25 protein-coding genes are annotated in these 22,540 nt (G+C 67.3%); 10 read left to right on the top strand and 15 right to left on the bottom strand.

Annotated elements, in window-relative coordinates; genetic code table 11:
* Positions 1-121: 121 nt before the first annotated feature.
* Positions 122-1,051, top strand: coding sequence for a UDP-3-O-acyl-N-acetylglucosamine deacetylase (gene lpxC / locus BLS34_RS12790; RefSeq protein WP_093151046.1), 930 nt, complete (start codon positions 122-124; stop codon positions 1,049-1,051).
* An 18-nt stretch (positions 1,052-1,069) separates the two neighbouring features.
* Here lpxC and BLS34_RS12785 read toward each other — a convergent pair whose 3' ends face one another.
* From BLS34_RS12785 to BLS34_RS12775, 3 genes are all read right to left on the bottom strand, one after another.
* Positions 1,070-1,897: an alpha/beta fold hydrolase gene (locus BLS34_RS12785; RefSeq protein ID WP_093150839.1), complete on the bottom strand. Its 828-nt coding sequence runs from the start codon at positions 1,895-1,897 to the stop codon at positions 1,070-1,072.
* A 151-nt stretch (positions 1,898-2,048) separates the two neighbouring features.
* Positions 2,049-2,486: a baeRF12 domain-containing protein gene (locus BLS34_RS12780; protein WP_028794070.1), complete on the bottom strand. Its 438-nt coding sequence runs from the start codon at positions 2,484-2,486 to the stop codon at positions 2,049-2,051.
* A gap of 219 nt (positions 2,487-2,705) precedes the next feature.
* Positions 2,706-3,608, bottom strand: a complete 903-nt coding sequence (locus BLS34_RS12775) for a branched-chain amino acid aminotransferase (protein ID WP_093150837.1) — start codon at positions 3,606-3,608, stop codon at positions 2,706-2,708.
* Between the two features lie 126 nt (positions 3,609-3,734).
* On the opposite strand from BLS34_RS12775, the gene BLS34_RS12770 reads away from it, so the two are divergent.
* The 4 genes from BLS34_RS12770 (at position 3,735) to BLS34_RS12755 (ending at position 7,741) form a co-directional block, all read left to right on the top strand.
* Positions 3,735-4,307, top strand: coding sequence for a MarR family winged helix-turn-helix transcriptional regulator (locus BLS34_RS12770; protein ID WP_093150835.1), 573 nt, complete (start codon positions 3,735-3,737; stop codon positions 4,305-4,307).
* 4 nt (positions 4,308-4,311) lie between these two features.
* On the top strand, positions 4,312-5,028 hold the full coding sequence (locus BLS34_RS12765; protein WP_175474198.1) for a response regulator: 717 nt from the start codon (positions 4,312-4,314) through the stop codon (positions 5,026-5,028).
* 98 nt (positions 5,029-5,126) lie between these two features.
* Positions 5,127-6,836, top strand: coding sequence for a SulP family inorganic anion transporter (locus BLS34_RS12760; RefSeq protein WP_093150832.1), 1,710 nt, complete (start codon positions 5,127-5,129; stop codon positions 6,834-6,836).
* The gene (locus BLS34_RS12755; RefSeq protein ID WP_093150831.1) at positions 6,833-7,741 is read left to right on the top strand and encodes an amidohydrolase family protein; all 909 of its coding nucleotides are present in this window, start codon (positions 6,833-6,835) and stop codon (positions 7,739-7,741) included. Before BLS34_RS12760 ends, BLS34_RS12755 begins: the two co-directional genes overlap by 4 nt.
* 7 nt (positions 7,742-7,748) lie before the next feature.
* Here BLS34_RS12755 and BLS34_RS12750 read toward each other — a convergent pair whose 3' ends face one another.
* The 5 genes from BLS34_RS12750 to BLS34_RS12730 form a co-directional block, all read right to left on the bottom strand.
* Positions 7,749-9,059, bottom strand: coding sequence for a TRAP transporter large permease (locus BLS34_RS12750; protein WP_175474211.1), 1,311 nt, complete (start codon positions 9,057-9,059; stop codon positions 7,749-7,751).
* A complete protein-coding gene (locus BLS34_RS12745) occupies positions 9,056-9,721 on the bottom strand; it encodes a TRAP transporter small permease subunit (RefSeq protein WP_051244467.1) in 666 nt (221 codons plus the stop codon). Before BLS34_RS12745 ends, BLS34_RS12750 begins: the two co-directional genes overlap by 4 nt.
* Positions 9,722-9,832: 111 nt before the next feature.
* Positions 9,833-10,870 (bottom strand): C4-dicarboxylate TRAP transporter substrate-binding protein, encoded by a 1,038-nt coding sequence (locus tag BLS34_RS12740; protein ID WP_093150829.1) that lies wholly within the window; start codon positions 10,868-10,870, stop codon positions 9,833-9,835.
* A gap of 218 nt (positions 10,871-11,088) precedes the next feature.
* On the bottom strand, positions 11,089-11,961 hold the full coding sequence (locus tag BLS34_RS12735) for an NAD(P)-dependent oxidoreductase (protein WP_093150827.1): 873 nt from the start codon (positions 11,959-11,961) through the stop codon (positions 11,089-11,091).
* A gap of 25 nt (positions 11,962-11,986) precedes the next feature.
* A complete protein-coding gene (locus BLS34_RS12730; protein WP_093150825.1) occupies positions 11,987-12,952 on the bottom strand; it encodes a S1C family serine protease in 966 nt (321 codons plus the stop codon).
* 147 nt (positions 12,953-13,099) lie between these two features.
* Between BLS34_RS12730 and BLS34_RS12725 the strand changes: the two genes are divergently transcribed.
* Both BLS34_RS12725 and BLS34_RS12720 read left to right on the top strand, forming a co-directional pair.
* Positions 13,100-14,029: an NAD-dependent epimerase/dehydratase family protein gene (locus tag BLS34_RS12725; RefSeq protein ID WP_093150824.1), complete on the top strand. Its 930-nt coding sequence runs from the start codon at positions 13,100-13,102 to the stop codon at positions 14,027-14,029.
* 385 nt (positions 14,030-14,414) lie between these two features.
* Positions 14,415-15,338: a TIGR04372 family glycosyltransferase gene (locus BLS34_RS12720; RefSeq protein WP_175474210.1), complete on the top strand. Its 924-nt coding sequence runs from the start codon at positions 14,415-14,417 to the stop codon at positions 15,336-15,338.
* Positions 15,339-15,366: 28 nt separating this feature from the next.
* Here the strand turns inward: BLS34_RS12720 and BLS34_RS12715 are convergent, their stop codons facing one another.
* Both BLS34_RS12715 and BLS34_RS12710 read right to left on the bottom strand, forming a co-directional pair.
* Positions 15,367-16,680 (bottom strand): methyl-accepting chemotaxis protein, encoded by a 1,314-nt coding sequence (locus BLS34_RS12715; protein ID WP_093150820.1) that lies wholly within the window; start codon positions 16,678-16,680, stop codon positions 15,367-15,369.
* Positions 16,655-17,179: a PAS domain-containing protein gene (locus tag BLS34_RS12710; protein ID WP_028794057.1), complete on the bottom strand. Its 525-nt coding sequence runs from the start codon at positions 17,177-17,179 to the stop codon at positions 16,655-16,657. Before BLS34_RS12710 ends, BLS34_RS12715 begins: the two co-directional genes overlap by 26 nt.
* Before the next feature lie 372 nt (positions 17,180-17,551).
* On the opposite strand from BLS34_RS12710, the gene BLS34_RS12705 reads away from it, so the two are divergent.
* Positions 17,552-17,938, top strand: a complete 387-nt coding sequence (locus BLS34_RS12705; protein WP_093150818.1) for a VOC family protein — start codon at positions 17,552-17,554, stop codon at positions 17,936-17,938.
* Between the two features lie 63 nt (positions 17,939-18,001).
* Here BLS34_RS12705 and BLS34_RS12700 read toward each other — a convergent pair whose 3' ends face one another.
* From BLS34_RS12700 to BLS34_RS12685, 4 genes are all read right to left on the bottom strand, one after another.
* Entirely contained in the window at positions 18,002-18,256 is a 255-nt protein-coding gene (locus tag BLS34_RS12700; protein WP_139189300.1) for a hypothetical protein, read from the bottom strand.
* 2 nt (positions 18,257-18,258) lie between these two features.
* The gene (locus BLS34_RS12695) at positions 18,259-18,597 is read right to left on the bottom strand and encodes a hypothetical protein (protein WP_093150815.1); all 339 of its coding nucleotides are present in this window, start codon (positions 18,595-18,597) and stop codon (positions 18,259-18,261) included.
* 180 nt (positions 18,598-18,777) lie between these two features.
* Positions 18,778-19,632 (bottom strand): O-methyltransferase, encoded by an 855-nt coding sequence (locus tag BLS34_RS12690; protein ID WP_093150812.1) that lies wholly within the window; start codon positions 19,630-19,632, stop codon positions 18,778-18,780.
* A gap of 5 nt (positions 19,633-19,637) precedes the next feature.
* The gene (locus BLS34_RS12685) at positions 19,638-20,378 is read right to left on the bottom strand and encodes a lysophospholipid acyltransferase family protein (protein ID WP_038013963.1); all 741 of its coding nucleotides are present in this window, start codon (positions 20,376-20,378) and stop codon (positions 19,638-19,640) included.
* Positions 20,379-20,549: 171 nt separating this feature from the next.
* Between BLS34_RS12685 and BLS34_RS12680 the strand changes: the two genes are divergently transcribed.
* Positions 20,550-20,921 (top strand): DUF423 domain-containing protein, encoded by a 372-nt coding sequence (locus BLS34_RS12680; RefSeq protein ID WP_093151044.1) that lies wholly within the window; start codon positions 20,550-20,552, stop codon positions 20,919-20,921.
* A gap of 12 nt (positions 20,922-20,933) precedes the next feature.
* Here the strand turns inward: BLS34_RS12680 and BLS34_RS12675 are convergent, their stop codons facing one another.
* Positions 20,934-21,458, bottom strand: a complete 525-nt coding sequence (locus BLS34_RS12675) for an ureidoglycolate lyase (protein WP_093150807.1) — start codon at positions 21,456-21,458, stop codon at positions 20,934-20,936.
* Positions 21,459-21,603: 145 nt separating this feature from the next.
* Between BLS34_RS12675 and BLS34_RS12670 the strand changes: the two genes are divergently transcribed.
* Complete coding sequence (locus BLS34_RS12670; RefSeq protein ID WP_028794051.1) at positions 21,604-22,407, top strand: SDR family NAD(P)-dependent oxidoreductase; 804 nt, start codon at positions 21,604-21,606, stop codon at positions 22,405-22,407.
* Positions 22,408-22,540 lie beyond the last annotated feature (133 nt).

Below are 22,540 nucleotides of genomic sequence, written 5' to 3'. Positions count from 1 at the left end.
GTAACAAAGAGTGAATTTCGCGACCCCGGTTGGATTGCTACATCTACCGGGGTCGCTTTTTGTCCATTTCGGATATTTGAGTAGACCCCGAACATGGAATGATTGAGGCCCGACAGTGATCATGGCGACACGATTCCCCGGACACGCCGAAGCGTCCCGACAAAAGACGCTCAAGCGCGCCATTCCGTGTCGCGGCGTCGGCCTCCATTCGGGCAAGCCCATCACCATGCGGCTCTGCCCCGCCCCGGTGAACCACGGGATCGTCTTCCACCGTACCGATGTCCACGACCGCAACCCGGTGATCGCCGCCCGCTACGACAACGTGGTCGACACCCGCCTGTGCACGGTCCTGGGCAACGAGGACGACGTGCGCGTCGGCACCGTCGAACACCTGATGGCCGCCTTCGCCGGCTGCGAGATCGACAACGCCGTGGTGGAACTCGACGGCCCCGAGGTGGCGATCATGGACGGCTCGTCCGAGCCGTTCGTGTTCCTGATCGACTGCGCCGGCATCGCCGAGCAGGATGCGCCGCGCCGCGCCATCGAGATCCGCAAGCCGGTCACCGTCGACATGGACGGCAAGCGCGTGACGCTGAGCCCGGCCGACAGCTACGCCATCGATTTCGAGATCGACTTCACCAGCAAGGCGATCGGCAAGGCCTCGCTCGGCGTCGAGATGGTGAACGGCACCTTCCGCCACGAGATCGCCCAGGCTCGGACCTTCGGCTTCCTGCACGAGGTCGAGTATCTGCAGGCCGCCGGCCTCGCCCGCGGCGGCAGCCTGGACAACGCGGTCGTGGTCGACGGCGACCGGATCATGAACGAGGAAGGCCTGCGCTTCCCGGACGAGTTCGTGCGCCACAAGGTGCTGGACTGCGTCGGCGACCTCTACCTCGCCGGGGCGCCGCTGATCGGCCACGTGGACGCGGTCAAGGCCGGCCACCAGATCAACAATGCCGCCCTGCGCGCGCTGTTCGCCGACCCGAGCGCCTATGCGATCGTCGATTATGACGACGTCTATGCCGGTGAGATGCTGCCGGCGACGGCCTGATCCGCCGCCCCGAGTCTTTTAAACACCCGCCTCCCAATCCGCCAGGAACGCCGCGAGCGCTTCGCCGCACGCGTGCCCATGCGAGAACGGCAGCCCGTGGCGGGCATGCGGGAAGATCTTCAGCCGTGAGTTCGGCAGGCGGCCGTGCAGATCCGCCACCAACGCCGCCGAGACGAACGGACTGGAATCCCCGTGCAACAGCAGAACCGGCAGGTCCAGCTCGGCGACCCGCTCCTTGAGATCCAGGTTCTGAAGCTCGCGCAGGATGCAGACGACCGACTCGCCCGTCGTCGTCGCCTGGCGGTTCAGGTACCATTGCGCCATCGGCGCGCTGATCCCGTCGGGATGGAACCGGTGCGGCATCATCTCCTCCGCCCAGCCCGCCATGCCGACCTCGTCGATCAGCCGCTGCCACCAGTCCACGCTGGCGATCGACGAGCCGACATGGGCCGTCGTGACCGCCGTCAGCGTCTGGATGCGTTCGGGCGCGGTCAGCCCGGCCAGCAGGGCGACCGTGCCGCCATAGGACTCGCCGACCAGATGGAACCGCTCGGCCCCGACCGCGTCCGCCAGCGCCAGGATATCCCGCACCCGGGCCTGGGGGCTCCAGTCCTTGGCGGAGCCGTCGGCCTCCGACTCGCCACAGCCGTACATGTCGAAGAGGACCACCCGGTGAGTATTCACCAGCGCGGGCAGCCAGTCGCGCCACATCTGCCGGTCCATGGCGACGCCGTGGTGGAACAGGACCGTGCGCTGCGGACCGGACCGCCACGGGGCGGTGATGTCGATGACGTCGTAGACGATGCGTCGGTTCTCGACCTCGAGAACCTGCCCCATGCCGGTCATATGCGTCCGCGCTCCCTCGTCTGCCCCGTCGCGCCAGTCGGCGCCGCGGCGGCCGGTTGATCGGTCTCACTATGGGGACCGTGACCGCCAGCTTGGGCAGCGGTACCGGCCCTGTCCACCCGGATACCGGCGCGGCACCGCGTCGGGACCGTCAGGCGGCCTTGACGATCCGCTCGACCTCGTCCACCGGCATGGAAGTCAGATCCTTGTCGATCTCGCCCACCAGCCGGCGCGAGACCTCGCTGTGGTATTTCGGGCGGATCGTGCCGAGGGTCTTGGGATCGGCGCAGATCAGGAGTTCGGAGAACCGGTTCTTCAGCGCCCAGTTCTTCAGCCGTCCGGCCACGTCGCCGGCGAAGTTGGCCTTCTCCAGGGCGTGCCAGTCGGTCTGCTGCACGGCGCTGCGCCCCAGGCCGGCATCGGCCATGCGGCCCGGCCTCTCGGTGCCCTGATCGTGGGTCGGCGGGTTCTCGATCTCGTCGTGCTCGACCACGCGCAGGTCGAGAATTTCCGCGTCGCCGCGGTTGTGCAGCAGCAGGTACTTCTCGCCGTCGAGAACCATCACCCAGGCTCCATGCGATAGATTCATAGCCGTCTCTCTCCCGTTGCAGGTTCCGCCGGGCCACGGACTGTCGCCCGGCATTTGCAGAAGAAACGCATCACCCCCGGCCGCCGTTCCGTCGCCAGACCCGGCCGTCGCAAGCGTGTTCCGGCGTCCGCGCGAAACGAAAACGGCCGCCCGAAGGCGGCCGTGTCGGTTCCCGTTACGGGAAATGGTGCAGCGGTCGGCCCTACTCGGCCGTTGGCTCTACTCGGCTGCCTGGGCCGCCGAGGACGGCCGACGCACCAGGGCGTCGTAATCCTCGACCATATGACGGGTCAGTTCGCCCGGGGTGAACGTGTAGTCGGCCACGGAGCCGACCGGGGTCACCTCGGCCGCCGTACCGGTCAGGAAGCACTCCTCGGCATCGGCCATCTCTTCCGGCATGATGTGCCGCTCGACGACCTCGACGCCGCGCGCCTTCAGCAGGTCGATCACCGTGCGCCGGGTAATGCCGTTCAGGAAGCAGTCCGGGGTCGGGGTGTGGACCCGGCCGTCCTTCATCACGAAGAACACGTTGGCGCCGGTCGCCTCGGCCACGTAGCCGCGGTAGTCCAGCATCATGGCGTCGTGGAACCCGTCCTTCTCGGCGCGGTGCTTGGACAGCGTGCAGATCATGTAGAGCCCGGCCGCCTTGGCATGGACCGGCGCGGTGTCCGGCGCCGGACGGCGCCACGTCGACAGCGCCAGGCGGATGCCCTTCATCTTGGCTTCCGGATCGAAATAGGACGGCCATTCCCAGGCCGCGACCGCCAGATGAATGGTGTTCTGCTGGGCAGACACACCCATCATCTCGCTGCCGCGCCAGGCGACCGGACGGAGATAGCCGTCGACGATTCCCATGGAGTCGAGGACCGCCCGCTTCGCCGTCTCGATCTCGGCGGCCGAGAACGGAATCTCGAAATCCAGGGTGCCCGCCGACTTGATCAGGCGCGCGGTATGCTCCTCGGATTTGAAGATGTTGCCGGCATAAACGCGTTCGCCCTCGAAGACGGAACTGGCATAATGCAGGCCGTGAGTAAGCACGTGCACAGAGGCTTCGCGCCACGGAACCAACTGGCCGTCAAACCAGATCGACCCGTCACGATCGTCGAATGGAATCAAGGACATGGTATCGTTTCCTACCTGAAGCCGGAGGGTTTTCGCCGTTACAAACCATCGCGAAGCCCAGCGGTCGTGTACTTTTGTTACCCCTATCAGGCCGAACGACTAACATTCGGAAGAAAGTAAGTCAACATGGTTGACGTAAAAAGCGTCGCGAATCCGTTGTTCCTGCGGGAAGAGGAATTGCGCCAGGCAATCGAGATGCTGTTCTTCGCCTACCGGGACTTCACCGGCGGACCGGACGAGATGCTGGCGGAGATCGGACTCGGTCGGGCGCACCACCGGGTGATTTATTTCGTCGGTCGCAATCCCGGCATCACCGTCTCCGAACTCCTCAAGATCCTGCGCATCACCAAGCAGAGCCTCAGCCGGGTCCTCAGCCACCTGGTGGAGGAAGAGTTCATCATCCAGACGCCGGGCGAGCGCGACCGCCGACAGCGGCTGCTGACCCTGACCCAGAAGGGTGTCGAGCTGGAGCGCCGCCTGACCGCCGATCAGCGCGAGCGCATCGCCGACGCCTTCCGCAAGGCCGGCGCCGATGCGGTCCAGGGTTTCAAGCTGGTCCTGCACGGCATCATCGACGCGCCAGACCGCGAGCGTTTCGACGTGTCCGGCGGTCCGACCCACGCACCGGTCGCCCGCGTCGGCAATAAGATTGCCGGCGACAAGATGCCGGGCACCAAGATCGCCGGCATCAAGCGCTAGGCCGGTGCGCGAGGAAACCCCTCATATCCTGGCGGTCGACGACGATGCCCGCCTGCGCAACCTGCTGCGCCGCTTTCTCATGGAGAACGGCTTCCGGGTCTCCGTCGCGGCCGATGCGGCGGCTGCCCGCGCCCATCTCCAGAACCTGGTCTTCGACCTCATCGTCCTCGACGTGATGATGCCCGGCGAGAACGGCGTGGAGTTGACCCGCTCCCTGCGGGTGGAGTCCCAGGTGCCGATCCTGCTGCTGACGGCGATGGGCGAAGGGTCCGACCGCATCGCCGGGCTGGAGAGCGGTGCGGACGACTATCTCACCAAGCCGTTCGAGCCGCGCGAACTGGTACTGCGGATCCGCACGATCCTGCGCCGCTCCACCCAGCCGCTCCCCCCCGCCCCGGAACCGATGCCGGCAGGCGAGATCACTTTCGGCGAATTCCGCTTCGATCCCGTCCGCAACATGCTGTGGCGCGGCGAGGAGCCGGTGCGGCTCACCGAGTCCGAAGGCGCCCTGCTGGCGGTCTTCGCCGCCTCTCCGGGCACCGTGTTCAGCCGCGAGGACCTGGCCGAGGGTGAAGGGGCGGCCACCGAAAGCAGCGGCAATGCGCGGACCATCGACGTGCAGATCACCCGACTACGCCGCAAGATAGAGCCGGACCCGAAGTTCCCGCGTTTCCTGCAGACCGTGCGCGGCCGCGGCTACGTCCTGCGGCCGGACAGCTGAGAGCGACCAAAGGTCCCGCCTGCAGGGTCGCCGATTGCGCCGAGGGACAGGGGGCGTCAGACTGCGCTCACCCCTCCTCTTCGAGTTCGGTCGATCCCATGACCGCAGGCACCCAGGCCCCTCACTCCCCGGCAGCTCCCAGCAAGCTGGAACTCTTCACGCCGAAACTGTTCACCGTCTTCCGCGAGGGATACGGCGCCGCCCAGTTGCGCCGCGACGCCATCGCCGGTCTGACCGTCGCCATCGTCGCCCTGCCACTCTCCATGGCGATCGCCATCGCCTCGGGCGCGACCCCGGCCCAGGGGCTCTACACCGCCATCGTCGGCGGCTTCCTGGTCTCCGCCTTCGGCGGCAGCCGGTTCCAGATCGGCGGACCGGCCGGCGCCTTCATCGTCCTGGTCGCCGCCACCGTGCAGACCCACGGCATGGACGGCACGATCCTCGCCACCCTGATGGCCGGCGTGATCCTCGCCCTGATCGGGCTGCTGCGGCTCGGCACCTTCATCAAGTTCATCCCGTATCCGGTCACGGTCGGCTTCACCGCCGGGATCGCGGTGATCATCTTCGCCAGCCAGATCCGCCCCCTGCTCGGCCTGACGTTGCCCGGCAGCGAGCCTGGACCGCTGGCGGAGAAACTGCCGGCTCTGGCCGGCGCCATCGGCACCGCCGATGCGGCGGCGATCGCCCTGTCGCTCGGCACCGTCGCGGTGATCGTCGCCCTGAAGCGGTTGCGCCCGGACTGGCCCGGCATGCTGATCGCCGTGGCCGGATCGGCGCTCGCAACCGCGCTCTTCGGCCTGCCGGTGGAAACCATCGGCAGCGTGTTCGGCGGCATCCCCCAGAGCTTCCCCATGCCGTCGCTGCCGGAGGTATCGCTGGAGAAGATGCAGGCCGTGCTGCCCGCCGCCATCGCCTTCGCGCTGCTCGGCTCCATCGAATCCCTGCTCTCCGCCGTCGTGGCCGACGGCATGACCGGCCGCCGCCACCGCTCCAACTGCGAGCTGGTGGCCCAGGGCGTGGCCAATATGGGCTCGGCCCTGTTCGGCGGGATCTGCGTCACCGGCACCATCGCCCGCACCGCGACCAACGTGCGGGCCGGTGCCCACGGACCGGTGTCGGGGATATTGCATGCCGTCTTCCTGCTGGCCTTCGTGCTGATCGCCGCGCCGCTGGCCAGCGACATCCCGCTGGCCGCGCTGGCCGGGGTACTCGCCTTCGTCGCCTGGAACATGGTGGAGAAACACGCCTTCCTCACCCTGCTGCGGGCCTCGCGCGGCGATGCGGCGGTCCTGCTGGCGACCTTCGGGCTGACCGTGTTCCGCGACCTGACCGAGGCGATCGTCGTCGGCTTCGCGCTCGGTTCGGTACTGTTCATCCACCGCATGTCCAAGGTGACGGCGGTGGAAAGCGCGGTTCCCTTCGTCTCCGAGGACGAGCGCGACGACCGTCCCGACTATGACGACGCGGCCGCCGCCGACCGGGATACGGTGGTCTATAGGATCAGCGGCGCCTTCTTCTTCGGGGCGGCCGCGTCGATCGGCTCGGTGCTCGACCGGATCGCCGACAGCCACCGCCGGCTGATCGTCGACCTCGCCGCCGTGCCGTTCATCGACAGCACCGCCGCCAACACCATCGAGAGCCTGGTCGCCCGGGCCAAGCGCAACGGGGTCGAGATCGTGCTGACCGGCGCCTCCGACGACATCCGCCGGGCACTCGCAGTCCACGGGATCGCGGCCCCGGCGGTGACCATGGCGCCGACCATCGAGGCCGCGCTCGCCCGCCCGCTGACCGCAAAGGCCGATCCATGACAGACGACGACCTGCCGATCATCGACGCCCATCACCATTTCTGGAAGCTGGGCAGCGGCCACCACCCCTGGCTGGAGGGTGCGCACGACATCCCGTTCCGCTACGGCGACTACAGCGCGATCAAGCGCGACTATCTGGTCGACGATTTCCGCCGCGACCACGGCCGCCACAACGTCGTGAAGTCGGTGCATATGGAGGTGGAATGGGACCCCTCCGACCCGGTCGGCGAGACGCGGTGGCTGCACGAGCTGCACGACCGCACCGGCTGGCCCCATGCGGTGATCGGCCAGGCCTGGTTCGCCCGCGACGACATCGCCGGGGTCCTGGCCGGCCATGCCGCCTTCCCGCTGGTCCGCTCGGTGCGCCAGAAGCCGGCCGCCGCGCCGTCGCCGGACAGGTTTGTCGCCGGCGCGCCCGGGTCGATGGCCGATCCCGCCTTTCGCGCCGGCTACCGGCTGCTGGCCGAGCACGGGCTGCATTACGACCTGCAGACACCCTGGTGGCATCTGGGAGAGGCGGCGGATCTGGCGCGGGACTTCCCGGACACGCAGATCATCCTCAATCACACCGGCCTGCCGTCCGACCGCTCACCGGCGGGAATCGACGGCTGGCGCGAGGGGATGGAGCGTCTGGCCGCACAGCCGAACACGGCGGTGAAGATCTCCGGCATCGGCGTGCCGGGCCAGCGCTGGACGCCCGAGCTGCAGGGCGAGGTGGTGCGCGAGACCCTTCGGATCTTCGGCGCCGGGCGCTGTATGGCGGCAAGCAACTTCCCGGTGGACTCGCTGTGCGCCAGCTACGACGAGATCTTCACCGGGCTGAAGGCGATCACCGCGGACATGCCGCAGGGCGACCGCAGGGCGTTCTTCCACGACAACGCGCTACGGATCTACCAGCCGGCCTGAGCTACCGTCAGTTCAGCAGGGTCTGCGGCAGCCAGGTAATCACCTCCGGCCAGATCATGAAGACGGCGATGGTGATGAAATCGGCCACCACGAACGGCCCGACACCGCGGAACACCGTGGTGATCGGAATGTCCGGGCGCACCGCCGAGACGACGAAGCAGTTCAGGCCGATCGGCGGCGTCACCAGACAGACCTCCGCCATCTTCACCACGATGATGCCGAACCAGATCGGGTCGTAGCCGAGCGCCATGACCGCCGGATAAACCACCGGCAGGGTCAGCAGCAGCATCCCGATCGCATCCATGAACATGCCGAGGATCGCGTAGCCGATCAGGATGAAGATCATCACCACCCAGGGCTCGAACGGCAGCGAGACGATGAAGTTGGTGAACTGCTCCGGCAGCCCGGCGAAGCCCAGGAACCGCACGAAAGCCAGCACGCCCCAGATCAGGCTGAAGATCATCACGGTGAGCTTCGCCGTATCCAGCAGCGACTCCTTGAACGCCCCCCATCGCAACCCGTTGGCCACGGCCATGAGGAACACGACGAAGGCCCCCAGGGCACCGGCTTCGGTCGGGGTCGCCCAGCCGTAGTACATGGCGCTGAAGATGATGATCACGACGGCGATCACCGGGAAAGTCCCCGGCAGCGACCGCACCCGGTCGCTCCAGGTGTACCCATGGATGCCAGGTCCGATCTTCGGGTCCAGCTTGGCCCAGAGCAGGATGATTGCGACGTAGATCAGGGCGGAGACCAGGCCGGGGATGAAGCCCGCCAGCAGAAGCTGCCCGACCGATTCCTCGACGATGATGGCGTAGATCACCAGGATCGCGCTTGGCGGGATCAGAGTGGCGAGCGTACCGCCCGCGGCCACGACGCCGGCGGCGATCCGGCGCGAATAGCCGGCGGCCAGCATCTCCGGAATGGCGACCCGGGCGAACACGGCGGCGGTCGCCGTCGAGGCACCGGAGACGGCGGCGAAACCGGCCGTGGCCATGACCGAGGCGACGGCAAGGCCGCCGGGCAGCCAGCCCAGCCACTTGCGCGAGGCGTCGAACAGCGCGCGGGTGATGCCGGCATGGAAGGCCAAGAACCCGATCAGAATGAACATCGGCAGGACCGACAGCGTATAGGTCACCGACTTGGAATGCGGGATCGTCCCGATCATCCCTGCCCCGGCATCCCAGCCGAGCAGGGCGATCAGCCCGACCAATCCGACCAGGGCCGCCGCGATATAGACGCGCACGCCGAGAACGACCATGACAAGCAGGGCGGCGACGCCGATCAGGCCCACGGCCTCATTGCTCAACCCGGTCATCGCACGCTCCCGTCGGAAGATTTCTCTGCGGTCTGACCGTCGACCGCCCCAGCGCCCGTGGCCTCCTCCATGGCCTGGCGGCGCACATCCGCGATCAGCGGCACCGCCACCGGCGCCGCCTCACGGTCGATCGCCAGGCGCAGATAGCCGACCAGGTTGAGCAGCAGCCGCAGGAACAGCAGGGCAAAGGCGGCCGGAATCAGCAGTTTCGACGGCCACCAAGGGATCTGAGCATCGATCGTTGAGTCGCCGTACTCATAGGCTCGCATCGCGTGCTCCCAGCCGTACCAGATGAGAACCGCGAGCACGAACAGGCCGAGGATCTGGCCAAGCGCCTCCGCGATCCAGAGCGGCCGGCCTCGGAGTTTGCCGATGAGGATCTCCATGCGGACATGGCCGTTCATCCGCTCGCAATAGGCGATCGCCAGGAAAGCGAAGACCGCGATCGACATTTCGACCGCGTCGATATAGCCGAAGATCGGCGCGTTGAAGAGCTTTCGCCCCAGGATCTGGGTCACCCCGACCAGCATCAGGGCGAAGATGAACAGGCCCGAGAACAGGGCCGTAGCGCGTTCCACCGCCCCCAGCATACGGTCCAGCCGGTTGAGCATGCGTCCGCCCGACACCGCCTGATCCGCCGTCAGGGTCGAGAGCTCCGTCATGGTAGCTGCCCCTCTAAATGAATCCCGTCACCCCGTCGACCGACGGCCGGCGGGTGAAGCGGGGCCGCGCACTGCACGGCCCCGCGTCAGAATGCAGGCGGGTCGTCGACCCTACTGACGGGCCTTCTTCGCCTCGGAGAAGATCAGGTCCAGCAGCCCCTGGGCGTCGAAGTCGCCGGAATTCTCCGCGACCCACTCATCCCAGACGGGCTTGCCCGCCGCCTTGCGGAACTCGTCGAGCTGTTCCTCGGTATAGGTCACCTCGGTCAGGTTCGACTTGAACATCGGCAGGTTCTTCTTGTCGATGTCGACATAGGCGGCGATCTGCGCCTCATACGCGGACGGCTTCAGGTCCATCAGCAGCTTCCGGTACTGCTCGGGCAGTTCCTCGAACGCGGTCTTGTTCAGGACCGTGGCACATTCCGAGGTGCCCGGGGACAGGTTCGCGGTGAACCAGTCGCTGATCTCGTGGAGCTGATAGGCGGCGTGGGCGTAGGTGAACGGCATCGAGGCCGCGTCCATGGTGCCACGCTCGATACCGGTATAGACCTCCGTGGCCGGCACGGTGGTCCGGGTGGCGCCCAGCTTCTCCATCGCCAGACCGATGCCGCCGCCGGCCCGGACCCGCTTGCCCTGCCAGTCCGCCAGGGACGCCGGCGGTTCGCCCCGGCCGAGGAACTCGTATTGCGGCAGCACCGCCGAGAAGTACGGCATGGCATTCCAGTTGGCCATGTCGGCGACGAAGGCGGGGTGCGCCATCAGCGCCTCGCGCACCTTGACGGAAACCGCCAGATCGCCGATCGGCAGGAACGGCATGGTCAGCACCATCCAGGCCGGATTCTTGCCCGGATGGTAGAAGTTGCAGAACTGAGCCGCCTGGAACGCGCCGAGACGGATGCCGTCAAGGTTCTCGCGCGCCTTGGACAGCGCCTCGCCGTAATGGATCTTCAGGGTGAACTTGCCGTCGGTCTTCGCCGCGAGCTGCTCGGCGATGTACTCCAGACCGACGGTGAAGGCCCGGGGCTTGCCCCAGGTCGACAGGTTCCACGACACCTCGGGTCCCTCGACCTCGGCGGCATGAGCCGACCCCAATCCAAATGCCATCGCTCCGGCGAGAACCGAGGCGCGCACAAGCGTCCTGATTTTCATGATTTCCTCCGCTGATCATTTTTATGGTTCCACCGCTTTCCCAACCGATCAGCTGGTCCACGGCAGTTTTGCGCACCGTTCTGCGATGCTTGTTTCTTTGCCGTCTTCACAAGCCCTGGCGACCGCAGCCACCGGCGGCTCGTGTGACGGTTGGGTTTGTATACAAAATAACAATTGCCCTGTACACCTTGATTGCCGCCTTGCGAATCGGCCCGCTGCTACACCGCTTCCCCGGTGAACAGCTTCAGCACGGCGATGCCGTCCTCCTCCGCATGCCCCCGCGCCGCCATCAGCCGGAACAGTTCCGCCGCCTGGGTCGACATCGGAATCGACGCCTGCAGGTCGTGGGCGAGGTCGTGGACCATGTCGAGATCCTTCAGTACCTGCCGCAGATAGCCGGCCGGGGCGTAGTCGCGCGACATCATCCGCGGCCACATGGCCGCCATCAGGTTGGACCCGGCATAGCCGGTCTCCAGCGCCGCCTGCAGCCTGCTCGTATCCACGCCGCCGCGCTCGGCCAGGTTCAGGGCCTCCGCCAGCACCACGAAATTGGTCAGCACGCAGACCTGATTGACCATCTTGGTCACCTGTCCGGCGCCCACCGGCCCGAGATGCACCAGGCTCGCCGCCAATTGGTCGAGGACCGGCCGGGCGCGGGCGATATCCGCCTCGTCCCCGCCCATCATGATCGCCAGTTTGCCGTCCCGCGCTGCCGGCGGGCCGCCGGAGACCGGGGCATCGATCCATCCCGCCCCGCACTCGGCCTTCAGCCGCCCAGCCATGGCCTTGGTGCGGGCCACCACCGTGGTGGAGAAATCCACCAGGACCGCCGCCTCGGACATCGTCCCGGCGCAACCGTCCGTCCCGAATAGCGCCGCTTCCAGGTCGTCGGTGGTGGTCACACAGGTCATGACCAGATCCGCGCCCTCAGCGGCGGCGGCGGATGTCTCGGCCGGCGTCACGCCCCAGGCGGAGGCGGCCAGGCGCCGCTCGGCCACGGGGTCGAAACCGGTCACGTCGTGCCCCAGGTCGATGAGCCGACGGGTAAATCCCTCGCCCATCAGGCCGAGGCCGAGGAAGGCGATGCGCATAGGTGTCCTCCGTCGAACCTTGAGATCAGTGCAGCTGCGGACCCTTCAGCAGGGTGCCGCGGGCGACCGAGGCGATGGTGAGGTCGAGCCGCTCGCCCTCGCGCACCACGGTGATCGGAATGTCGGCACCGGCCGGTCCGACCGACCAGACCCGGCGGAACATCTCCGCCAGGGTGGACACCCGGGTACCGCCGATCTTCTCGACGATGTCGCCGACCTGCACGTCGGCGGCCTCGGAGGGACCGTCATCGGCCAGACCGGCGACCACCAGCCGCTCCTCCACCTCGGTGCAGTACATACCGAGCCACGGCCGCGGGATCCGGCCCGACGTGCCGCTGGTGATCATGGTCTCGTAGATCGGCTTGATGAGGTCGATCGGCACGATCATGTTGCCGTCGATCGGCGTGTCGTCGCCGTGGCTCTGCTGGATGAACAGCGAGCCGATGCCGACCAGGCGTCCGTCCTGGTCGAACATGCCGGTGCCGCCCCAGTTCGGATGGGCCGGCGCGGTGAAGATCGCCTCGTCCAGCAGGTATTCCCAATACCCGGCGAATTCGCGCACCGCGATGATCCGGGCGTTGATCGCCGAGCGACGGCCACCATGGCCGACCACGATGACCGAATCGCCTTCCAGCATATTGGAGGACACGCCCAATTCGACGGCCGGCAGATCGGCGCGTCCCAGGGTCTGGATCAGACCGAGCCCGGTCTCCTGATCATAGGCCAGCACCGTGCCGGGAAAGGCCCGGCCCTGGTTGTCGGTGATCCAGATCGTCTCGGCCTCGGTCACCAGATAGCCGATGGTCAGGACGAGGCCGTCGCTGCGGATAACCACGCCGTTTCCCGAGCGCTCGGTACCGAGAACCGAGGCCGTGAAAGCGTCCTCGGGGATGTGGCAGCGGACGCCCACCACGGCGGAGAGGATGTGGTTCAGGTCAAAGCCCAAATGCTCCTGGCGGGGATGTTCGGGCTGTGGCGCTTCCTCGGGCATGTCTCATCCGTTTTGGGTGATGCTGTCGATGGTCAATCTAACACGCATCGAGGACATTTCAGCCCGGCCGTGACGTCGTCTATCTCGATCGGTACAAGAGAATTAGTCTGACCGCGTGGCGCAATCCGCTGGAGGTGGGGATCCGAGATGGCTGAGAACACGGTACTGATCACCGGCGGCAGCGGGCGCCTCGGGCATTTCGTCGTCGAGGCGATGCTCCCCGACCATCGGGTGGAGGTGCTGGACGTCAGCGCGCCGGGTCAGGACGTGGTCTACCGGGAAGTCGATATCCGCGACGTCGCCGCGGTCCGCAGCGCGGTGCGCGGGCACGATCGGATCATCCATCTGGCCGGAATCGACGACGGCGTCGAGGTGCCCGATCACACCTATTTCGAGGTCAACGTCCAGGGCACCTGGAACCTGCTGCGCGCCGCCGAGGAAGAAGGCGTGAAAAAGGTCGTCGTCGCCTCCTCCGCCGCCTCCTACGGCTTCAACACCGGCGATGCGCCCCACTATCTCCCGGTCGACGAAGCGCATGCCCAGCGTCCGCGGCGGACCTACGACCTCACCAAGCAGCTCATGGAGCGCACCGCGGAGAGCTTCGCGCGGCGCCATGCCGCGAGCGGCACCGGGATCGCCTCCATCGTCTGCCTGCGCCCGACCCTGGTCGCCCGACCGGTGAAGACACCGCAGATGCTGGCGGAGCTGGCAACCCTGCCGGCGGAGGACGGCAATCCGGGGATCGCCTTCGACGGACCGATCTATGGCGGGCTGCCGGCGCTGCGGACCTATGTGACCTCCCGCGACGCGGCGGCGGCGTTCCGGGCTGCCCTGCTGGCCGACACGGCCCCGTTCTCGGTCTACCTGATCGCGGCCCGTGACACGCTCGGCAGCGTCGATACCCTGGACTTCCTCGCCCGCAACCGGGGTATGCATCCCCCGCTCTACGACGAGGGCTGGTTCTCGCGCGCCGACGCGAGCCCCTTTGACACCCGGGCGGCCGAACGCGACCTGGGATGGGTGGCGCAGGACGACTGGTCGGCGGTGATCCGCAGCGTTACGGAGACCAACTCATGATCAGGCAAGATACCCCCACAGGATCCGCAGCCAAGCCCGTGGAGCGGCTCCGCGATCGGGAATGCCGCGGATAAGCATCGCGAGCGGCAGAGAGACCCCGGTCCTCTCAGACGAGGCGATACGGGCGGTCGCGCTGGAGATCGTGAAGCTGGCCATACCCGAACTCGCACCCGGCGGGAGGACCTTGGCCTAGATCCTGCCGCAGACGGCACGAATCGGGCATTTCGGCTTCGAGACCCAAATCATCTCCACGCTGTTCGAAGACGACTACGATCGTATCCTGATCTTCACGGACCTGATGTCGTGGTCGGGGACGAACCCCTGGATCCGAAACTGCACCAGTCCGAAGATCCGGTTTATCGAAATCGACAATTTCGACGCCCTCGTGCTCGGCACGAAGGATGCGGGCTTCCATCGTATCGGCAACCTCGACTGCCTGTTCGCCGGCCCACGCAGCATCTTCATCCGGTTCTATCGCCATGTTCTGGCCGGAGGGGCGGTGAAGTTCCTGGAACTGCCGGAAGAGGCGGAATCCATCGCCCGCGAAATCCTGAGCGCCCATGAGATCGACCCTGACGCGCCGTTCGTCTTCTTCCACAACCGAACGCTCGCCTACGTGCCGGGCATGACGTACCACGCCTACCGCACGCCGAAGGTCGAAACCTATCAGCCGTCGATCCGCCGGCTGATCGAGGCCGGCTACCGGGTCATCAGGATCGGCGAGCCCGGACTGGACACGATGGGCTTTCCCCCCGACGCATATGTCAATATTCCGGACTGGGGGGAGGTCGATCGCGCGGTTGATCTCTTCGTTCTCGCCCGAAACGCATTCGGTCTGGCGCAGAACTCAGGACCGATCTGGGTCGCCGGCGCCTTCGGCCGCCCGGTACTGAGGACCAATGCGCCATTCGAACACATGAACATGCCGTACAACGACGATCTGACGCTGTTCAAACACTATCACGTCGCCGGCTCAGCCGAGCCGATGCGGTATCGCCAGATTCTCGATGCCGGCATTCCTGCCATCCTCTTCAGCGATAAGATCGCCGAGGCGGGATACGAGGTGCGCGACAACTCTCCGGACGAGCTTCTCGCCGCCACCGAGGAGATGCTGGACCGCACGGCCGGCACGTGGCAGCGGGATGTCGAGACCGATACCGCGTTCCGGGCGCTGGGGGCGGAGTACGAAGCCCGCATCGCGGCCGATCCCGACATGCAGGCGAGCAATTTCGCGTTCTACGGATACGCCCACCCATTCGGGTCGATCGCCCGGGTCACGCTGGAGGCGCAGCCCGGGTTTCTCGACTGATCGTCGCCGCTGATCGTCGCCGCGTCGCTCAGGCCGACCGGCGAGCCACCGACAGGAACTCCTGCACCTCGCTGCGCAACGTCTTGGCCTGCTCGGCCAGGTCGCTGGAGGCCGAGCTGAGGTCCGAGGCGGCCCCGTCGGTCTCCCGGGCGGACTGCGCCACGGTTTCCGTGCTGCGGGCGACCTCCCGCGTTCCGGCCGAGGCTTCCTGAACGTTGCGGGAGATCTCGTTGGTCGCCGAGGACTGCTGCTCCACCGCGGCGGCGATGGAGCCGGTGACCGAGGACACTTCGGCGATCGACGACACGATGGTCTGGATCGCCTGCACCACGTTGGCCGTTGCCTCGCGGATCGCGCCGACCTGTTCCTGGATCCGCTGGGTCGCGCTCGAGGTTTCGTTGGCGAGCGACTTCACCTCGCTGGCGACGACGGCGAAGCCCTTTCCGGCCTCCCCCGCCCGTGCCGCCTCGATGGTTGCGTTCAAGGCCAGCAGGTTGGTCTGTTCGGCGATGTCGGTGATCAGGGAGCCGACCGTACCGATCTCCTCCGCCGCCTGGGACAGGGTCCCCACCAGCTTGTCGGCGGCCTCCGCCTCCTTGCTGGCGGCGGTCGTGACGCGGCTGCCTTCCCGGACCTGCCGGGTGATTTCCATGATCGACGCCGACAGCTCCTCCGCCGCCGAGGCCACCGTCTCCACGTTGGAGGAGGCCTCCTCGGTCGCAGCCGACACGCCGGCGACCTGGCGCGTGGTCTCGCCCGCCTGAGTCTTCAGCGTCCCGGAGGTGGTCCGAAGTTTCTCGGCCGCGGCGGAGACGCCGTCGACCACCGACCAGACCTTGCCCTCGAAACGATCGGTCAATTCCGCGAAGGCGTCCAGACGCGTGCCCATGCTGGCCGTCGCGTCGTTGATCTGCTGTGCGTTCCGCAGATAGAGGCCGTTCAGGCCTTCCGGGCGGATCAGGCGGAAGAACTTGCCCTGCTCGACGGCTTCCATGGCGGCACCGGCCTCGCGCACGAAGGCGTCGGCCATGTCCACCATGTCGTTGACCGACCACAGCATCCGCCCCAGCGCGCCGGTCTCCTCGATCATGACCAGACGCTGTTCGAAATCGCCCTTGGCAACACCCTTGGCGACAGCGGCCGTTCGGTCGATCCAGCGCTGGATCCGGGCCAGGTACACGAAGGCGAGGACCGCGCCGAGCGCCGCCAGCACCGCGCAGGCCGACGCTGCCAGACCGGCATACGGCACCGGCAGGAACGGCAGGGCCGCGCTCGCCACCGAGGCGACCACCGCGACCGTCAGGGTCGCCTTCGTCCTAGAGAGAGAGCACGAAGCGGTCATAGCCGATCTCCTTCTTGGCGAGGATGCTGAGAAGCTCTTCGGTGGCGGCCTGCATGCCGTCCTTGCGGTTCGAGGGCGCGTCCTCGATGGCCTTGAGCTGCTTGTACAGGCCGCTGGCCGCGGCCACGGCGTCGGCGCGTGGCTTGCGGCGGTTCGAATGGTAGCTGACGATCCGGCCCGAACTGTCGTAACTCGGCGTGACATGGGCGAAGACCCAGTAATGATCGCCGTTCCTGGCCATGTTGATCACATAGGCGAAGATCTCGTTGCCGGCGCCGATCGTGTCCCACAGCAGCTTGAACACCGACCGCGGCATGTCCGGATGACGGATGATGCTGTGCGGGGCGCCGATCAGCTCCTGCTCCTGGAATCCCGCCACCCGCAGGAACACGTCGTTGCAGTATGTGATCCGGCCTTTGAGGTCGGTCTTCGACACGATCAACTCGCCGTCATGGAACGGCGCTTCGCGTCCCGTGGGCGTCACCTTCACCTTGGCCATGGCCTCCTCCTCCCCAGTCCGATCCAGGTCGACGGGGATCAGACTAACAGCCTTCAGGTAAACAAGAACTGAACAATTCGGGTTTTGATCTGAGTCAAAACATTGATTTTCATATACTTACAATGCTTTTAGAGGATCCGCGGCACGGCAGAGAACCCGGGCGGGACAGCGCCGAACAAACCGCTAGACTGTGGGCTGGACGAGCGTCAGGCCACGAGGGAGAAGACCCGACATGCCAGCATCCAAATGCCGCTGCTCAGCCCGGCTTTACGGAGCCCGGTCGTACGGGGCCCGGTCGCACGGGGGCCTGTCGTACGGGGGCCTGTCGTACGGGACCCCGCCATACCCAGCCTGGGCCCACACGGCGCCGCCATGATCGACCACATCTCCATCCCGGTCAGTGATCTGCTCCGGTCTGCCGCGTTCTGGGAAGGGGTTCTCGCCCCGCTCGGACTGACCCGGCTGGTGGAACGGGAGCGGACCGTGGGGTTCGGCAAGCGGTATCCGGAGTTCTGGGTGAACCTGCGCGAGAATCTGGCGCCCGCCCCGCCGGATACCGGGGCACATGTCTGCCTGCGCGCCCCGGACAGGGCGGCGGTGGACGCCTTTCACAGCGCCGCGGTCGCCCTTGGCGGGCGCAGCGACGGCGCGCCCGGCCCGAGGCAGGCATCGATGACCACCTATTACGGGGCCTTCATCCGCGATCCGGACGGCAACAAGGTCGAGGCCGTCACCTTCCCCCGGAGCGAGAGACAATAGGATAGAGCGGATTCAGGCACGCTGACACGATCACGACGTGATCCCGTCAGCGCACGATCTGCTCTAACGCTCCAGGGACGGGATATCCAGGGACGCGATCCCCCGGCGTTCGACTCGCCAGGTCGACAGCATCAGCCGGCCGGTCAGGACGGCCATGCCCAGCGCGGTCAGCCCGGCGGCGCCCCAGAGCACCGCCGTCGGCAGATCGGCCAGGGAGAGGGCGACCCAGACGGTCGCCACGCCATCCACGCCGATCGTGCCGGCGAACAGCAGCCCGACCAGGGCCGCTGTCGCCAAAGGCACACCTCTGGACGCCATGGTCACGCGCCGGCCGGATGGGCGCCGGGGACCATGGGGACAACATGCTGGTGCGGGCCAAGCGCCTTCCAGGTGAAGCGTCCGACCACGAACATGACGATGACATAGGCCGGAATCAGGACCATGGCCGCGGTACTCCCCATCCCGGCAATCCAGATGATCGAACTGATCGCGCCACCGCCGAAGGCGGATGTGATCAGCAGCGCCATCAGGGTGGTCGAGAAGTAGCCGGAATCCGGGTCGGGCATGCGATGGGTCAGCCGCGCAGCCAGCGGCGTGGCGACCAGCGCCAAGGCGGACAGGCCGACGCCCAGCAGAAGGGTGATCAGGGTGGTGGTCATGAAAATGGGAACCAGGGCTCAGTGCATGGGCCGGCCACCGAGCACGAGCCGGCCGGCAGTCAGAACTATCGCGCCGTTTCCGACCCACGATCAGCGCAGATATCGCATGCCGCGATCCGCGTATTTCGCATGGCTCGAAGGGCGGGGCGGTCCCGGCGGCAGATCACGATCTTCAATGCGCTAGCGCAGGCCCACCAGGGTCATCGGCGCCTGGGCGACATAGCGGTTCACCGAGGTCAGGTCGGGCATCGGCTCGGTCCAGTCGATCAGGTCCCGCCCGGCCTGCAGGTCCGCCTCGCTGACCGTATAGGAGTAGCGCTTGCCCGGGCGCTCCCACTCGCAACGGGTACCCGCCGGCAGGTCCGGGTCGGTCAGCATCGCCACGGTCGGCACCGGCGGCGAGCCGGTCGCGTAGAGGGTCAGCGCGTCGTAGTCGTCGTCGACCAGGGCCAGTTTGGCGCCCCGGGCCCTGGCCTGCTCCAGGCGCAGGCGATGGGAGATGTGGTCGTCGAAGACGCAGAGCGTACCTTCCGGCAGGGTCTCAAGGTCCTTGGCGTCGCTCCAGTCGCCGAGCCGGTACTCGATCCGCTTGTCGCGCAGCCGTCCGTCCTCGCGCATCACGTCGAAGGTGATGATCCGGGTCTCCGGCGACGCCTCGGCCATCAGCCAGGACGAGTGCCCCTTGAAGGTCCCGCACTCGACGATCGCCGGCGGCCGCAGCAGGGCGGCGACGGCGAAGAGCCAGGTCGAGGAGTTGCGCATGGTGCCGCCGGCATTGTCGCGCAGGGGCCGGCGGGCGTAGCTGCGTTCGAAGGCCGCCACGACGGTGGCGCCGTCGGGCGCGTCGGCCGGCAGAGCCCCCCGGGCCGCCAGGTTCTGCCGCAGCAGGTCGACGCGGGCGGCCACGGCGGCACTCGCCCGGCGGACCAGCGCCTCGGTGATCAGCGATCGGCCGACCTCCCGCGCCGCCTTGCCGCCGGCACGGGGCTCGGAGTCGACACCCTGGACTGAATAGATCTGACGGGCCTTGGGCATTGCGTTCACGCGTCTCCAGGTCGGTCGATGCCGCACAACAGGTCGGATTCGGCACTGATGGTCTCCACCAGCGCCTCCATATCCTTGCGGCCGAAGCGTTCCACGTCTTCGATGGCCGGCATGAAGCGGATGATGACCTCCCCCGGATACCGTAGCAGCGATTTCCGCGGCCAGTAGAGGCCGGAATTGAGGGTCACCGGCACCACCGGCAGTTTCAGGCTGCGCACCAGCGCGATCAGGCCCGCATGGGCCACGCCGCGCTCACCGACCGCCACCCGCGTCCCTTCCGGGAAGATCAGCACGCAGCGTCCCTTGCTGGCCTCCGCCTTGGCCCGCTCCAGCATGTCCCGCAGCGCCGAGGCGCCGCCGCCGCGCTCGACCGAGACCATCCTCGAGCGCCGCAGGAACCAGCCGAACAGCGGGATCGCGTCCAGCTCGCGCTTGTAGATGATGCAGAGATCCGGGACGACGGCGTTCATCACGAAGGTCTCGAACGCCGACTGGTGCTTGCAGGCGAGGAAGGCCGGGCCGTCGGGAAGGTGCTCGCGCCCCTCCACCCGATAATGCAGCCCGCAGATCGACGCCAGCAGCCAGGTCGTGCCCCGCGACCACACGCGGCTGACCCTGCGCACGAAGCGTCCGTCGTCGCCGCGGTGGAACAGCAGGTTGATGGGGACCGTCGCCGCCATCAGGAGCGACCACACCATCCAGACCACGTTGAACAGGGAGGACCGTAGATAGATCACGCAGGCACCGTCTCGAAATGCTCGGTTCGTCTTACGCAGTTCGTGGAGGATTGCAAACACCCCAGCGTCCGCCCGCGCCGGAGAAAGCCGGTTCCAAGATGTCGATACTTGGGGGCGTGACCCGTGGCGCGCTATAGCTGGCGCCTTCGAGACTTGGCAGGACACGCCGCCATGAACAGACCCGTCGCCGCCATCGCCGCCCTCTCCCTCAGCCTGGCGGTCGCGCTGGGAGCCGTCGGCGCCCACGCGATCGGCTCCGAGCCGGCCGCCCGGGAGCTCTGGCGCACCGCCTCGTTCTGGCATACGGCCAACAGCCTGGGCTTGCTTGCGATCGCCGCGCTCTGGCCGCATATCGGCGGACGTCTCGGGCTCGCCGGCGTGCTGGCGGTCGCCTTCGGCGCCCTGGCGTTCTGCGGCTCCGTCTATATCCAGGCGGTCCAGGGCAGCGCGCCGGTACCGATGCTCGCACCGGTCGGTGGCACGCTGCAGATCCTCGGCTGGCTGCTGGTGGCGGTGGCCTGCCTGCGCGGTCGCGCGCCCTGACGACGGGCCGGATCAGATCGGCGCCGACGCCAGCCGGATCCCCTGCACGTCGTGGAGTTCGGTCTCGGTGGGTGTGCGGCCGTGGGCCATATGCCCGATCAGGTCCACCGTCGTCGTCGGGCGGGTAAGCATCAGGCAGGTCGAGCCCGTGCTGCGGGTGGCGTGCCAGACCTCCGGCTTCATGCATATCCCCATGCCCGGCGGCACGCTGAACGCCCGCAGGCAGTCGAGATCCGGCGTGCCGTCGGGCAGCGAGGTCGCCAGGATCTGGACGATGCCGCCGACCAGCGGCACCACCGCCTGCTGGGTCAGCAGGTGGCGCTCAAGCGTATCGACCGTCGGGTCGGCGTTACGGTAGCTCACCCACAGCACCTCGACCTCGCCCCCCTCGCCCGGGTGAAAGAGGTGCTCCCGGCGGAAATCCGTCGCCGCATTGGTGAAAGCCACCGCATTGGCGGCTTCGGGATACGGCTTGCCGAGCAGCCAGCCGAAGGGGGCGACGGCCTCTGGCGTCAGGGTATCGACGGGAAGGGTCACGGCACGGTTCCTTTGGCGGCGGAGACGGGCGGGTCCCGGAACGCTAGCACCGGCACGCGCCGGGTGGCGATAGCGCCTCGCCCTACCCGCCGCCGATTGGGTATGAATCGTGGTTCATGAAAAAACCAACGACGAGGAAACGGGCATGGTCGATCGGATGAAGGACAAGGTGGTGGTGGTCGCGGGCGCCGGCTCGGTCGCCCCGGGCTGGGGCAACGGCAAGGCGTGCGCGGTGCTCTACGCCCGCGAAGGCGCCACGCTCTATCTGATCGACCGCGACAAGGCGGCGGTGGAGGAGACCGCCCGACTGGTGGCGCAGGAAGGGGCGAAGGTCCATGCCGAGGCGGGCGACCTCACCAACGACGACACGGTGGAGCGGCTGCTGGCCGACTGCGTCGACCGGTTCGGCCGGCTCGACGTGATGCACAACAATGTGGGCGGCTCCCATCCCGGCACGGTGGAGGAGATGGACGTCGCCACCTGGGACGCTCAGATGGACCACAATCTGAAGACCGTCTATCTCGGCTGCCACCACGCGATCCCGCACATGCGCAAGGGCGGCGGCGGGGCGATCATCAACGTCGCCTCGGTCGCCGGCTACCGCCATATCGGCACGCCGATCCACGCCTATGCCGCCGCCAAGGCCGGGGTGGTGCAGCTCTCCCGCGCCATCGGCGTGAGCTATGCCAAGGAGAAGATCCGCTGCAACACGGTGGTCCCCGGGCTCATGCACACCCCGCTAGTGGAGGCGCGGCTCGCCGGTCAGCGCGGCAACAACGACGCCCAGGCGCTGATCGCCAAACGGAACGCCCAGGTGCCGATGGGCCATATGGGCGACGCCTGGGACATCGCCTACGCGGCGCTGTTCCTGGCCAGCGACGAGGCGAAATACGTGACGGCGACGGAGATCGTGGTCGATGGCGGCCTGGTCATGAGCGCGCCGGTGTAAGCGGCGAGTTGCCCGCCCTCTCCCACTCCCCGGACGTGTTCCGGGGAGTGGGAGAAGGGGAACGCCCCCTCACCGCCGATCACGTTCGCCTGAAAGGCGCGCGAGGCCGTTTCCTGCCGCTCGGGCGAGGCCT

The sequence above is a fragment of the Thalassobaculum litoreum DSM 18839 genome (genome assembly GCF_900102465.1).
GTDB lineage: Bacteria > Pseudomonadota > Alphaproteobacteria > Thalassobaculales > Thalassobaculaceae > Thalassobaculum > Thalassobaculum litoreum.
This window is presented reverse-complemented; position numbering and strand designations above follow the sequence as displayed.